Origin of the sequence: Sinorhizobium sp. BG8, assembly GCF_016864555.1 — a bacterium.
Taxonomy (GTDB): Bacteria; Pseudomonadota; Alphaproteobacteria; order Rhizobiales; family Rhizobiaceae; genus BG8.
The window spans coordinates 2,833,607-2,846,040 of the sequence record NZ_CP044011.1 but is presented as its reverse complement, the minus strand read 5'-3'; the positions used below and the strand labels follow the sequence as shown (position 1 = coordinate 2,846,040).

Annotated in this window: 13 protein-coding genes and 1 pseudogene; 6 read left to right on the top strand and 8 right to left on the bottom strand. The window is 61.9% G+C overall.

Features of this window, described 5'->3' with window-relative positions:
* Positions 1 to 121: 121 nt before the first annotated feature.
* Complete coding sequence (locus F3Y30_RS13510) at positions 122 to 565, top strand: hypothetical protein (RefSeq protein ID WP_203423203.1); 444 nt, start codon at positions 122 to 124, stop codon at positions 563 to 565.
* A gap of 7 nt (positions 566 to 572) precedes the next feature.
* Here the strand turns inward: F3Y30_RS13510 and F3Y30_RS13505 are convergent, their stop codons facing one another.
* Positions 573 to 1,709: a DUF2336 domain-containing protein gene (locus tag F3Y30_RS13505; RefSeq protein ID WP_203423202.1), complete on the bottom strand. Its 1,137-nt coding sequence runs from the start codon at positions 1,707 to 1,709 to the stop codon at positions 573 to 575.
* Between the two features lie 126 nt (positions 1,710 to 1,835).
* Between F3Y30_RS13505 and F3Y30_RS13500 the strand changes: the two genes are divergently transcribed.
* A complete protein-coding gene (locus tag F3Y30_RS13500; protein WP_203423201.1) occupies positions 1,836 to 2,474 on the top strand; it encodes a hypothetical protein in 639 nt (212 codons plus the stop codon).
* A 21-nt stretch (positions 2,475 to 2,495) separates the two neighbouring features.
* Here F3Y30_RS13500 and F3Y30_RS13495 read toward each other — a convergent pair whose 3' ends face one another.
* Together F3Y30_RS13495 and F3Y30_RS13490 are read right to left on the bottom strand one after the other, a co-directional pair.
* Entirely contained in the window at positions 2,496 to 3,092 is a 597-nt protein-coding gene (locus F3Y30_RS13495) for a flavin reductase family protein (RefSeq protein WP_203423200.1), read from the bottom strand.
* 10 nt (positions 3,093 to 3,102) lie between these two features.
* A complete protein-coding gene (locus F3Y30_RS13490; protein ID WP_203423199.1) occupies positions 3,103 to 3,687 on the bottom strand; it encodes a nitroreductase in 585 nt (194 codons plus the stop codon).
* A gap of 110 nt (positions 3,688 to 3,797) precedes the next feature.
* Here F3Y30_RS13490 and F3Y30_RS13485 point away from each other — a divergent pair, with 110 nt between their 5' ends.
* Positions 3,798 to 4,745: a hypothetical protein gene (locus F3Y30_RS13485; RefSeq protein ID WP_203423198.1), complete on the top strand. Its 948-nt coding sequence runs from the start codon at positions 3,798 to 3,800 to the stop codon at positions 4,743 to 4,745.
* Between the two features lie 129 nt (positions 4,746 to 4,874).
* Here the strand turns inward: F3Y30_RS13485 and F3Y30_RS13480 are convergent, their stop codons facing one another.
* The 5 genes and pseudogenes from F3Y30_RS13480 to F3Y30_RS13460 all read right to left on the bottom strand — a co-directional run bounded on the left by F3Y30_RS13480 (position 4,875) and on the right by F3Y30_RS13460 (position 9,602).
* Positions 4,875 to 5,630, bottom strand: coding sequence for an MBL fold metallo-hydrolase (locus tag F3Y30_RS13480; RefSeq protein ID WP_203423197.1), 756 nt, complete (start codon positions 5,628 to 5,630; stop codon positions 4,875 to 4,877).
* A 322-nt stretch (positions 5,631 to 5,952) separates the two neighbouring features.
* The gene (gene thrS / locus F3Y30_RS13475) at positions 5,953 to 7,932 is read right to left on the bottom strand and encodes a threonine--tRNA ligase (protein ID WP_203423196.1); all 1,980 of its coding nucleotides are present in this window, start codon (positions 7,930 to 7,932) and stop codon (positions 5,953 to 5,955) included.
* A gap of 154 nt (positions 7,933 to 8,086) precedes the next feature.
* Complete coding sequence (locus F3Y30_RS13470) at positions 8,087 to 8,629, bottom strand: DUF1697 domain-containing protein (RefSeq protein WP_203423195.1); 543 nt, start codon at positions 8,627 to 8,629, stop codon at positions 8,087 to 8,089.
* Positions 8,626 to 8,949, bottom strand: a pseudogene (gene yidD / locus F3Y30_RS13465) (membrane protein insertion efficiency factor YidD); the annotation flags it as partial. The pseudogene yidD and the gene F3Y30_RS13470, both read right to left, overlap by 4 nt.
* Before the next feature lie 206 nt (positions 8,950 to 9,155).
* Entirely contained in the window at positions 9,156 to 9,602 is a 447-nt protein-coding gene (locus F3Y30_RS13460; protein WP_203426615.1) for an iron-sulfur cluster assembly scaffold protein, read from the bottom strand.
* Positions 9,603 to 9,934: 332 nt separating this feature from the next.
* On the opposite strand from F3Y30_RS13460, the gene folE reads away from it, so the two are divergent.
* The 3 genes from folE to F3Y30_RS13445 all read left to right on the top strand — a co-directional run bounded on the left by folE (position 9,935) and on the right by F3Y30_RS13445 (position 12,419).
* Positions 9,935 to 10,555, top strand: a complete 621-nt coding sequence (gene folE, locus F3Y30_RS13455; protein WP_203423193.1) for a GTP cyclohydrolase I FolE — start codon at positions 9,935 to 9,937, stop codon at positions 10,553 to 10,555.
* A 29-nt stretch (positions 10,556 to 10,584) separates the two neighbouring features.
* On the top strand, positions 10,585 to 11,040 hold the full coding sequence (hisI, locus tag F3Y30_RS13450) for a phosphoribosyl-AMP cyclohydrolase (protein WP_203423192.1): 456 nt from the start codon (positions 10,585 to 10,587) through the stop codon (positions 11,038 to 11,040).
* Positions 11,041 to 11,456: 416 nt separating this feature from the next.
* Complete coding sequence (locus tag F3Y30_RS13445; RefSeq protein WP_203423191.1) at positions 11,457 to 12,419, top strand: patatin-like phospholipase family protein; 963 nt, start codon at positions 11,457 to 11,459, stop codon at positions 12,417 to 12,419.
* Positions 12,420 to 12,434 lie beyond the last annotated feature (15 nt).

Below are 12,434 nucleotides of genomic sequence, written 5' to 3'. Positions count from 1 at the left end.
CGTGGGGACCGACGGTTGGATAGTCGGCTCTGCACCTCGCTCAGGCGTACAGTTCGCCGTTGCATTCCGTAGAACCTGTGCGGCGTCCCGCGGCAGGCAGAAACCATGGAAGGATCGCAGTGTGAAGGCTGCCCTTGTCATCATGACCATCCTCGGATGCGACGATTCGGCCACGCAATGCCACTACATCGACACCGTCAAGGAGAGCTGGCAGACGATCGCGCTGTGCGATGCGCAGTCGGAAGCCCAGATCAACCGCTACCATGCGACGAACTACCCCGTCGTGGTCGCCGTCTGCGAAAGCTCCTCGGATCCGATGACGGCCGAGCTCGCCCCGCCGCCGGCCTCGTCCCAGTCAGGCGCAGCCTCGCTCCCGCAGCCGGAGCAGAATGCACCGACGGACGCAGCTTCCACCGAGAAGGAAAAGGCCGGAATCGCCTCGAGAACGATAGCGATGATCCGCAAGACGCTGCCCGACGCTTCAGCGGTCCGCAACACCGTCACCAAACCGGTCCACTACATAGAGGACGGTTACTCCTGGGTGCTGCACAAGTTCGCAGACTGAGCCACCGTCAGGCCGCTGCCGCAGCGGTCAGGGCATAGTGGCGGGCCGATTGCCGCTGCTCTGCAATCGTCATCTTTTCGACCAGATCGATCATGGCTTCGGACGAGGTACCGGCCGCGTCCCGTGCACGTGCAAGCAGGCGCAGCGACACGGACATCCCGCTCGATCCTCTCTTCGCCTCGCGCCGCCACATCATCGTTGCGTCGGCAAACAGACCGCTCACATCGCGCCCCAGCCCGGCTGCCTCGAACAGCGAACGCACCGCGGCCTCGCGACCGTCGGCAAGAATGGACCGTACGCGCTTTTCGGCCTGCCCGGAGAGATTGACGATCGTTGCGGCGAAGAATTCGATCCGGCCTGCACACAGCACGTGCATCAGGAAGGCCGGTGTCAGGCGGCCCGCGACACGCAGGTGTTCCGCAAGCGCCGGCATGTCGGATGGCTCGACATCGGCGGTCATCCCGATCGTAGCCATTTCGCAAGCCTCGCGGGTGATACGCTCGACCCGGCCCTCTCCGACCGCGGCACGGATCAGTTCGAAGCCGGCCAGTGCCGCCCCGACCTTTTCGACAAGCGCGTGACGCGCGTCGCTCGGCAGATCATCGCGATCAAGCAGAAGGTCGCGGACGGCAGCCTCGTCGCCCAACCGCTCGGCGATCCGCTTCAGCGACCGACGCGAGAGCACGGCTCCGGGGTTCTCGAGCAGCGCCATCACCTCGCAGGTTCCGCCGATCTCCGCCAGCGCGGCCGAAACCGCTCGTGACACGAAGGAGCGATGCGCGATGAGGCTGCGGGTGATTGCACTCCCCCTCGCCGCGATATCGACAAGATCGCCATCGGTCAGGACCGGAGAGCGCAGAATTGGCTGCGCGGCGATCTCGACCTGGTCTTCGGCGAGCGGGAGGACGACGGTTCGCGGCGCATCCGCAAAATCCGCAAGGGCCTCGGCAAGGGCGAGCCGAACCTTCGGCGCGGGGTCGTCGAGAAGAAAGATCATCGCCATCTCGGCGGCCCGGCGGTCCTCACCGGTCATTTCCGAGCTGCAATAGGCCTTGGCCAGCGCTTTCGCGGCGCGCGCCCTGTCGCTCGCCTTGGCGGTTTCGACCCACCGGAGAAATGCGTGAATAATCAAGTGAAGCCCCATGCCTGTACAGCAGAACAACTGCTATTGAGGACACACTAGCAACAAAAAGTTTAAGATTGGTTCACCATGTTTGTTAACCGGGCCCGGCAACCTGGCCACCCGGTTAACAGCGAACGAGACACACCCATGGACGAATACCTGCTCTGGCCGGCCGGGGCCCTCTTCTGTGAGCGAGGAAGTGACAAACCTCCCCGCTCTCTGCCCGCCAGGCTGCGTCGGCTTTCGAAGCGCCTCGTTCCGGTCGATATCAATATGGACGAAGCCGCGCTCCGGAAGATCGTGGCACAATCGATCGAGGGTGTTGTCCTACCTTCTTGCCGCCATGGATCGGACGTGCAGCACCTCGACGTGCTGCTCTCAGTCGCCGAGGCGGAGGAAGGTCGCGAAGACGGCACAACGCGAATTCTCGGGCTGACTCATGGCGTGCTTCCGCCTCCCATGTCCTCGGACGGTTTCATCGGCAAGTCGCGGCGGCTGATAGGCTTGACCTTCGATCCGGATGCGCTCCAGTCGTTTATCGGCGCATCGCGCCAGCGGGACGAAGCCGGTCAATGGACGCCCGCCTTCGTCAATGCCCGGCTTGCGGTGCTGCTCGCGGCCAAGGCGGCCGGAATTCCCGCCTATGACGCACCGGCCACTCTATCGGGCGAACCACTCCGAATCGACTGCCGCCTCTCCCGCGCCGACGGATTCGAGGGGCGACTCACCAATGATCCCGATCAGATCGACACGATCAACGCGGCCTACGGGCAGGCAGCGGTATAGACACTCGCGGCATGCATGGCCTCAAGGCCTGAACATCTCGAAGACCTTGTCGGCCTCGCTATAGTCCATGTAGCCCATGCGGGCCACGGGACGCGCGATCGACATGTCGAGCCGCCCGTCGCGAACGATTTGCTCACTGATGTGGATGCCCACGACCTGTCCGAAGACGATCCAGCTATCCGCCACACCACCGTCCAGCGTCTTTGGCCGCATGATCTCGGTCATCCGGCATTCCAGTGCGGCAAAGGCCTCGCCCACGAAGGGCGCGTCGACCAGGCGTCCGTTTTGCGGGGTGAGCCCGGCGATCGCGAATTCGCTGTCGCCGTGCGGCGCGGCGATCGAGCTGTGGTTCATCGATTCGGCAAGATTGCGACTCACGAAGGAACACGTGAATGCGCCGGTCTCCTCGATGTTCCTTACGCTGTCCTTGTGGCCGGCGGAGGAGAACATCACCAATTTCGGCCTATCCGAGACTGCATTGAAAAACGAATAAGGCGCGAGATTGAGCGTGCCGTCGGCCGCCTTCGACCCTATCCAGCCGATCGGGCGCGGCGCGACTATTGCCTTGAAGGGATCGTGGCGCAGCCCGTGGGCGTTTGAAACCGTGTCATAGAACATTTCCGCGCTCTCACCCCGCTTCGCCGACCCAGGTGACGATTTCGGAAAGCACCGGCCGCGGGCGCTCGACCGGCGGCACGAGCGCGGTGCCGATATGGATGAAGCCTGCAACCTTCTCGCCCGCGGCGACGCCGAGGATGGGATGGGCCCGTTCGTCGAATGCAAACCACTCGGTGAGCCAATTGGACGCGTAACCATAGGCATTTGCGGCCATCACCAGGTTGAGGCAGACGGCACCTGCCGACATCAACTGCTCCCATTCCGGGATCTTTACATGCGGAGCGGCCTTGCTGACGACGGCAACGACGACCGGTGCGCGGGTAAGCCGTGTATTTTCGACTTTCACCATCTCTTCGGACAGGTCCGGCTTGTCGGCAATTGCGATCTTCGCCAGTTCGGCGCTCAGCCGCGCGCGTTCGGCGCCGCGATAGACGATGAACCGCCAGGGGGCGAGCTTGCCGTGATCGGGGACGCGCGATGCCAGCCTCAACATATCCTCGATCTCGCGCTGCCCTGGCCCGGGCTCCGACATCTGGAACGCCGGGATGGACCTGCGCGTGGAAAGATAGTCAATGAGCTTGATTTCGGTTTTCATCAGGGCTGAGTTCCATTAATACCAATTGCGACAGCAGCGGTTACGGCCATCAAAATGCCATCTGTCGGGCCTTCAAGTGGCCCCAGAAACTCAGGAAGTCAACCTTCGCCATGCGCGCGACACGCCATCTCACCGTTGCAGCAAATGCCGTTCTTGCAGTTGTGATGGCCACCGCCACGCCCGCACTTGCGCAGGACCCGCTGGACAGCTTTTCGCAGATCACGCCGCAGAAAAGCAGCAAGCTCACGTCCTTCAATCCGCTCGTCACGGGCGCAGCATCGCCGGCGGACCTCAGGAGCGTGATCTGTGAGGCCATCCTTACCAAGAGCGGCAAGCCCATGCAGCACGGCCTGACCTGGCGCGTGTTCTCGCCCATTCCCGACGCCGATGGAAAACTGCCGCTGCTGGCATCGTCGGAAGGCGGGTCTGCCGCCTTTCAACTCGTGCCCGGCGAGTACTTCGTCAACGTTGCTTTTGGTCGCGCCGGCGCGACAAAGAAGCTGACGGTTCCTCAATCCGGTTCAGTCGACAAGCAGGTGATGGTCCTCGATGCGGGCGGCATCATGCTCAACGCCGTTTCGGGTTCGGATGTTCGCATTCCGCCAGAAGAACTCAGCTTTTCCGTCTATTCGTCGGAAGTTCGCGACGATGGCGAGCGCTCGCTCGTCGTGGCCGACATCAAGCCGAACACCGTCGTTCGCCTCAATGCGGGTACCTACCATGTCGTGTCGGACTACGGGACGGTCAACGCCGTCATCCGAGCCGATATACAGGTGGAGGCAGGCAAGCTCACAGAGGCAACGATCCAGCATCGTGCGGCGAAGCTTACGCTGAAACTCGTCTCGGAGCCTGGCGGTGAAGCTATCGCGGATACGGCCTGGTCGATCCTGACGGCTTCGGGCGACGTCGTCAGCGAAAGTGTCGGCGCCTTCCCCACGATCGTGCTGGCCGAAGGCGAATACACCGCAGTCGCGCGCAACAAGGAAAAGATCTTTCAGCGCGACTTCACGGTGAAGGCCGGCGAAAACACGGACGTAGAAGTCCTTCTGACACACTGACCGGCGTCACCCGCCCTCGGCCTGCTCCGCCAAATCACGAGATGTGCTCGTCCTCCGCTCCCTGAACTTCAGGGCAGCGATTCCCGATCTGACGATTCCCTTTACAGCTCCGCCAAGCAGTCGAGAATGCTACGGCTTCTCCACGGTGAGAGTGTCACCATCCGCGGGTATCAGGAGTTTCGATGCAGCAATGCCCCGCGCTTCGGCCGCCCGACGCAAATCCTGGCGGCTGACTGTCGCGTGATCCAGCGCCTCCATATGGGTGGCGACAACGACGGCGGACTGCGAGGTTTCGCACACCTCGATGGTCTCCCCAGCGTCCATGACGATGAGATCGCCATCCCATCGGGCACCGCAGGAGTGGGTGATGATGACATCAGGATTTGTTTCGCGAATGATGTCCGCTACAGGCGGGTAGAGCACCGTGTCACCGGCCCAGTAGATCGATGGCTCGCCTTTCGCTTCGACACTGAAGCCCATGACGGAGCCCATAAGTTCGACGACAGGTCCAAGTCCATGGCTGCCGTCGCGGCGCGTCAGCGTCAGGCCGTTCCAGGTCGCGCGATCGGTCAACGGCGTGACGTTCGCAAACCCTGCCTCGCGGATTTCCGTTTCATCGCCCGGCTGGCAGAAGATAGGAAGATGCTTCGGCACCCGCTCCTTTGCGACATCGTCAAAGTGATCCTCGTGCAGGTGCGAGACGATCACGAGTTCCACGCCCTCGAGTATGGCGTCGATATCGACTGGCAGTTCGACCAACGGGTTCTCCGAGCGACCGGCAAAAGAGGGTTGGCTATGCATCGGTGCAAAGTACGGATCGATCAGTACCGTGTGGCCGGCATAGTCGAGCTTGAGGGTCGCATTACGGATCAATTGCAATTTCATCGCGTTTTCCTCCGGCACCGAGCCGCCGATTCTCGTTGCGACAATCGTTGCAATTATCGCAACAAAATCAAGTATCCGAAGGCACGCGCGGCTGCGACTTTGCAGAAAATGTCAATGATTTCGACGCCGGTTTAAAGCGTTGCGCTGACCGACCCGCCGCACCAGCGAATGGCAACGGCTACCGCTCAGGCAGTGATCCCCGGTTCGGGATCAAGATTTGAGCCGACCAGTTGCCCGGGCGCCCGCCGGCGGACTCAATATGATTGAAGCGGCACGGCATATGTCGGTTCCATTCAGGACCCGCACATGCCGTGCCGTATTGTCATGCAGCAGACTTGGCTGCCTTGCGCTGAAGGTCGGGTGCAGTCGCTTCTGCGGTCAGCGACGCGATCGCCTCATCGAGGCTCATTGCCGTCTGGTTCTGCGAACCGAGCCTGCGGATGTTGACCGAGCGCTCTTCAGCCTCGCGCTTGCCGCACACGATGATCACCGGCACCTTGGTAACCGAGTGCTCACGCACCTTGTAGTTGATCTTCTCGTTGCGAAGATCCGTTTCCACCGTCATGCCGGCGTCACGAAGAAGTTCGGCAACCTCGCGCGCATAGTCATCCGCCTCGGAGGTGATTGTCGCGACAACGACCTGCAAAGGCGAGATCCACAAGGGCATGTGGCCCGCGAAGTTCTCGATCAGAATGCCGAGGAAGCGCTCCATCGAACCGCAGACGGCCCGGTGGATCATCACCGGCTGGCGCTTCTCCGACGCGTGGTCGATATAGAACGCGCCAAAGCGTTCCGGCAGGTTGAAGTCGACCTGCGTCGTACCGCACTGCCACTCACGACCAATCGCATCCTTGAGCGTGTACTCGAACTTCGGACCGTAGAACGCCCCCTCGCCCGGCAGAATGCCGGTCTTGATGCGTCCACCGGACTGTGCCTCGATTGTCTTCAGCACGTCCATCATCACGCTTTCGGCGCGATCCCAGAGAGCGTCGGAGCCGACGCGCTTGTCAGGACGGGTCGACAGCTTGACGACCACTTCCTTGAACCCGAAATCCTCGTAGACGGAGAGGATAAGGTCGTTGATGCGCAGGCACTCGGCAGCCATCTGCTCGTCGGTGCAGAAAACGTGCGCATCGTCCTGGGTGAAGCCGCGCACGCGCATCAGACCATGAAGCGCGCCGGACGGTTCGTAACGATGCACGGAGCCGAATTCGGCAAGACGCACAGGGAGCTCGCGGTAGGACTTCAGACCATGCTTGAAGATCTGAACGTGCCCGGGGCAGTTCATCGGCTTCAGCGCGAAGACGCGATCATCGTCGGTATCGTCACCTGCGACCGTTACCTTGAACATGTTGTCGCGGTACCATCCCCAGTGACCCGAGGTCTCCCAGAGCGACTTGTCCAGCACCTGCGGCGCATTGACTTCCTGGTAGGTGTTGGCGAGCCGGCGACGCATGTAGGCGACCAGCGTCTGGAACATGCGCCAACCCTTGCCGTGCCAGAAGACCACACCCGGCCCCTCTTCCTGGAAATGGAAGAGATCCATCTCGCGGCCGAGGCGACGGTGGTCCCGCTTCTCGGCTTCAGCGAGGATATGCAGGTAGTTGTCGAGTTCTTCCTGCGTATGCCAGGCGGTGCCGTAGATGCGGGTCAGCATCGGGTTGTTGCTGTCGCCACGCCAGTAAGCGCCGGCTACCTTCATCAGCTTGAAGGCCGTGCCGATCTGTCCGGTCGAAGCCATGTGCGGCCCGCGGCAGAGATCGAACCAGTCGCCCTGATAGTAGATCTTCAGGTCCTGGCCTTCCGGAATCGCGTCAACGAGCTCGACCTTGTACCCCTCACCCTTGGAGGCGAAGATTTCCTTTGCCTTCTCGCGGGACCAGATCTCCTTGGTGAAGGGCTTGTTGCGCTGGATGATTTCTTTCATCCGCTTTTCGATCTTCGGCAGGTCGTCCGGTGTAAACGGCTCATTCTTGGCGAAATCGTAATAGAAACCGTTGTCGATGACCGGCCCGATGGTCACCTGCGTGCCGGGCCACAGCTCCTGGACGGCCTCGGCCATCACGTGGGCCGCATCGTGGCGGATCAGTTCGAGCGAGCGCGCATCATCGCGCGTGACTATTTCGATCCGCCCGCTTGCGACCGTATCGGACAGGTCGCGCAACTCGCCGTCCAGCGCAATCGCGACGGCCTTCTTGGCGAGCGACTTGGAGATGGACTCCGCCACATCGCGGCCGGTCGCGCCAGCCTGGAAGCTGCGCTCGGAACCATCTGGGAAAATGAGGGAAACGGTATCTGACATAAAGAACTCCTATCCAGTCCCGCCAACGAATGCGGGTGGTTGAAAGGCCGGGAAGCCGGCGATATGCGCGCCGGGTGATAAAGGCTTTTGCGGGTGGAGTAAAGGCGAGGAAACACCGCCACCTGCACGCGCACCATAGGACATTGGCCCGGTCTCACTCGGCGAGTAGCTTCGCAACACCGGCGACAGTGTTCCAGTTTCGAATCGTACCCTTGCCGAGATGCCTGGCGCCAAGCCTGGACAAAAGCCGGCTTTCCGACGGTTTGCCCGAGAACGAGATCCACAGGTCACCATCGACAAGGGCGATCCGCTCGCCAGCCTGACAATGCCGCTCGAGACCATGCACCACGTCGTTTTGTAACGCGGACGCCATCACCCGCACGATCACGCGGCTGGCGTCGGTGTCGCTTTCCGCCCTGAACGGATTGCGGTCCGCGAGCGTCGACCACGCACCTGATGTCCGCACAACAACATCGATTCGCTTGCCGTAGAATTGCTCCAGCGCGCGCTCCAGCCTCCGTTCGAGCTCCACCACCTCGGCACCCTCCTCCGCTTCGAAAATGAGGTTCCCGGTCGAAACGAGCGTCCTGGGATTGGCGAAACCCGCGGAGCGTGCAAGGTCGCGAAGGTCGGACATTTGAACTCGCCTCTGGGCCGTGACCACGACGCTATAGAGGAGTGCCACATAGAGGCTCATGACTGAGCGGATTGCCGTGACACCCGCCACAGGCGCCAAGGCGCCCACCAGCGGAAGTCGCTCTGCAGGGTCTCGGGAACAGGATCGAAACCGGAGGTTCCACCCGGTCCGCACCGGACAACGCGGAAAACCGTCATGAAGCCGCCATGCCAAAGACCATGGCGGGCGACGGCCTCGTAGCCATATTCCGAACATGTCGGCATATGGCGGCAGGCATTTCCGGTGAAGCCCGAAAGCGTCAGTTGATAGAACCGGATGAGCCCCATCCCGACAAGGCGGCCCGGCGTCTTGCGGAACGGCCCGGACCAGTTGCGCGAACGAGCCTTCGGGGAACGCCCGTGGCATGAAACGAGCCCGCGCGGTCAGTGGTCGCCGCCTTCGCTCCTCGTGCTCGCGCCGACTTGCGGCCACGGCGAAGCGCGGCGATATCCAACTCCTGCCCGCACTGCTTGCACATTCGGCTCAATCCGTCCGTTGGGGTTAAATCGCGGGCCGCCTGGCGATCGCCAAAGCGGTCGGGCTGCGATCAGCCTGCAACCATCGCTGCGCGTTTTGCCTCGACCTGTCCGACGGCGTCGACTACGGCATCGAAGGTCAGCATCGTGGACGCGTGACGGGCCTTGTAATCCCGGACAGGTCGCAGGAAACGCATATCCTCGAAGCGACCCGTCGGCCCTTCGCCGTCGGCTTTGAGCATCGCCAGCATGTCTTCTCGTGCCTGGCGCAGCTCGGCGGACGAGGCTCCGACGACGTGGCGGGCCATGATCGACGAAGACGCCTGACCGAGCGCGCAGGCCTTAACGTCATGAGCGAAGTCGCTCACGCGATCACCGTCCATCTTGATCCAGATTTTCACTTTCGAGCCGCACAGCTTCGAGTGGGCGCTCGCTTCGGCGTCGGCGTCGGCGAGCGTACCTATGCGGGGGATATTGCCCGCAAACTCGAGGATGCGGCTGTTGTAGATATCATCCATCGTCACTCGTCCGTCCGTCTCTTTTGCGCAATTTCGCGTGAACCGGGCACAAAATTCCGTCGTGGTCGGGAAAAAAGCACCGCGCGTCGCCTTCAACCTCTTCCACAGCCATTGGCCGATACTATATGCTATGTCGTGTTGGGGTGACAATTTTGCAATGCAAGAGTGGCACCTGTTGTTTGGGAAACCGTGCCGGATGGTCGAGCGCACTGATTAGCCGAGACCTGAAAGCCCCGGAGCCCGCCGACGGAACCCAAGCCTGCAGGGTTAGGCGAATGGCCAGTGGCGAGTCCGAAATACACGTCAGTTACCTGCGAGAGGTCAAGGGCTCCATGGATGCCAAAGTAACGAATTTTCCGCGCGTCGAAGAAGAAGAAGCGCGTCGGCCGACCCAGGAGGAGGCCGAGGAAGCGGTGCGCGTATTGCTGCGCTGGGCGGGAGACGATCCTGAACGGGAAGGTCTGCTCGATACCCCTGCACGCGTTGCCCGTTCCTACCGCGAACTCTTTTCCGGATACGACCTTGCCGCCGAGGATGTGCTCGGCCGGACGTTCGAGGAAGTGGCCGGCTATGACGACATCGTGCTCGTGAAGGATATTCCGTTCTTCTCGCACTGCGAGCATCACATGGTGCCGATCATCGGCAAGGCGCATGTCGCCTACCTGCCGAACGGCCGTGTTCTGGGCCTGTCGAAGATAGCCCGTGTTGTCGATATCTTCGGGCGCCGGCTCCAGACCCAGGAAACGATGACCGCACAGATCGCCAAGTCGATCGACGATACCCTGCTGCCCCGCGGCGTCGCCGTCATGATCGAGGCGGAGCATATGTGCATGGCCATGCGCGGAATCCAGAAGCAGGGCTCGACAACGCTGACAACCACCTTTACCGGTGCCTTCAAGACAGAACCGGCTGAACAGGTCCGGTTCATGACCATGATCCGGGGCCGCGGCTGAAACCGGCGGCTCCGCCAACGGAGCCGCACATGCCGTCAACCTTCGAAAATCCGTCAAGCGACAAGAGTGTGCTGGAAGGCAGCGGGGATTTCACGCCCCGTTTTGACGCCAACGGCCTCGTCACGGCCGTGGTGACCGATGCACGCGACGGCGAGTTGCTGATGGTCGGCCACATGAACGCAGAGGCTCTTTCCCTTACGATCGAGACCGGTGTCGCTCACTACTGGAGCCGCTCCCGCAAGGCCTTGTGGAAGAAGGGTGAAACATCGGGAAATCTGCAGTCCGTCGTGGAGATGCGGACCGACTGCGACCAGGACGCCGTCTGGATCAAGGTCTCCGTCGCCGGGCATGACGCCACATGCCACACCGGCCGCAGGTCCTGTTTCTATCGCACCGTCGAAGCCGTCGATGGGAAGGCCAAGGTCACGATCAGCGCCGACGCCCCCGTGTTCGATCCGGACGAAATCTACGGAAAGACGAAATGATGGCTTAAGGGCATCCGGCCGGATGCCCTATCACGCCCTCAACTTCGGTCAGATCTCAGCCCATGCGCGGCCGACATCGCGCAGTTTTACAGCCGTTGCGCATATTTGAAGCAGTTCCGGCGCATTTCGCTACCCGATTCACCATTTCGCAATACTCTAGGCGCCTACTCATCGATGTTGGCGAAAGCCCGCTTGGATCGTCGAAATGGCTGCTTCCCACTCCGGCCCGCCCAGCGGGTCCGCCCGCCCCTCCACTTCAGGTATCGCTTTCCCGGAAGCCTGGATTTCCCCGTTGCCGTACCACGAGGGTGCAGTTCGCCCTGTCGTCCGTGTTCCGGACGCACTCGGAACACGGCGGTTTTGTCGCAGGAACATCGGAAGAAGCCGCGAATTCCACTCCACAATGGAGGCCTTATATGCTGAACTGGAGCTTCAACCGGTCCGCGCTCAATGCGGATGTGCAAGATCCTGGTGGCTCTGCCATGAATGACATGTCCCAGATCCCCGCGAGGGCCGCGTCTCCACGTGCGAAGATTGCTCTTGCGCTAGGCGGCGGCGCCGCCCGGGGATGGGCACATATCGGGGTATTGCGTGCATTGGACGAGGAAGAGATCGGGATCAGCATGATCGCCGGCACTTCCATCGGCGCGCTGGTCGGAGGCTGCTATCTTGCCGGCAAGCTCGACGAACTTGAGATATTCGCCCGTTCGCTGACCATGCGCCGCATAGCGAGCCTGCTCGACTTCACCATCCGGGGAAGCGGTCTCTTCGGCGGAATGCGGCTAACCCGCCGCATGCAGGAGCATCTCGAGCACATCCAGATCGAGACCCTCGACCGTCCATTCGTCGCGGTGGCGACGGAGATCAACAGCGGCCATGAAGTCTGGATCGAGAGCGGGGCACTGATTACCGCGATCCGTGCATCCTATGCGCTGCCGGGCATTTTCGAGCCGATCCCCTGCAACGGGCGTACGCTCGTGGACGGCGCGCTCGTCAATCCCGTGCCGGTATCCGTGTGCCGCACCTACGAGCAGCCGCTCGTGGTGGCGGTCAACCTGAACTACGACCTCTACGGCCGCTCCGCCGTCATCAAGCTGAATGCCAATCTGCAGAAGATCGACGAGACCGCGCACCAGGAAAACAGCGCGGCGCGCCTCGGACTGACGAGCGTGATGGTGCAGGCGTTCAATATCATCCAGGACAGGATTTCGCGTGCGCGCCTTGCCGGAGACCCTCCGGATCTGGCGCTGCATCCCAAGCTCAGCGACATCGGCCTATCGGAGTTCCACCGCGCCGGCGAAGCCATCGACCGGGGCTACGCCGAGGCAAAGGCGAAGATCGCCGAGATCCGGCGAATGCAGGAAGTGCTGATACGGTAGGCGGTTCGGCGCGCA

Bases quoted from the DNA above. Each gene is read 5' to 3' on its own strand.
- F3Y30_RS13505 (WP_203423202.1), bottom strand. From the start codon at position 1,709: ATGGGGCTTCACTTGATTATTCACGCATTTCTCCGGTGGGTCGAAACC.
- F3Y30_RS13500 (WP_203423201.1), top strand. From the start codon at position 1,836: ATGGACGAATACCTGCTCTGGCCGGCCGGGGCCCTCTTCTGTGAGCGA.
- F3Y30_RS13495 (WP_203423200.1), bottom strand. From the start codon at position 3,092: ATGTTCTATGACACGGTTTCAAACGCCCACGGGCTGCGCCACGATCCC.
- F3Y30_RS13490 (WP_203423199.1), bottom strand. From the start codon at position 3,687: ATGAAAACCGAAATCAAGCTCATTGACTATCTTTCCACGCGCAGGTCC.
- F3Y30_RS13485 (WP_203423198.1), top strand. From the start codon at position 3,798: ATGCGCGCGACACGCCATCTCACCGTTGCAGCAAATGCCGTTCTTGCA.
- F3Y30_RS13480 (WP_203423197.1), bottom strand. From the start codon at position 5,630: ATGAAATTGCAATTGATCCGTAATGCGACCCTCAAGCTCGACTATGCC.
- thrS (WP_203423196.1), bottom strand. From the start codon at position 7,932: ATGTCAGATACCGTTTCCCTCATTTTCCCAGATGGTTCCGAGCGCAGC.
- F3Y30_RS13470 (WP_203423195.1), bottom strand. From the start codon at position 8,629: ATGAGCCTCTATGTGGCACTCCTCTATAGCGTCGTGGTCACGGCCCAG.
- F3Y30_RS13460 (WP_203426615.1), bottom strand. From the start codon at position 9,602: ATGGATGATATCTACAACAGCCGCATCCTCGAGTTTGCGGGCAATATC.
- folE (WP_203423193.1), top strand. From the start codon at position 9,935: ATGGATGCCAAAGTAACGAATTTTCCGCGCGTCGAAGAAGAAGAAGCG.
- hisI (WP_203423192.1), top strand. From the start codon at position 10,585: ATGCCGTCAACCTTCGAAAATCCGTCAAGCGACAAGAGTGTGCTGGAA.
- F3Y30_RS13445 (WP_203423191.1), top strand. From the start codon at position 11,457: ATGCTGAACTGGAGCTTCAACCGGTCCGCGCTCAATGCGGATGTGCAA.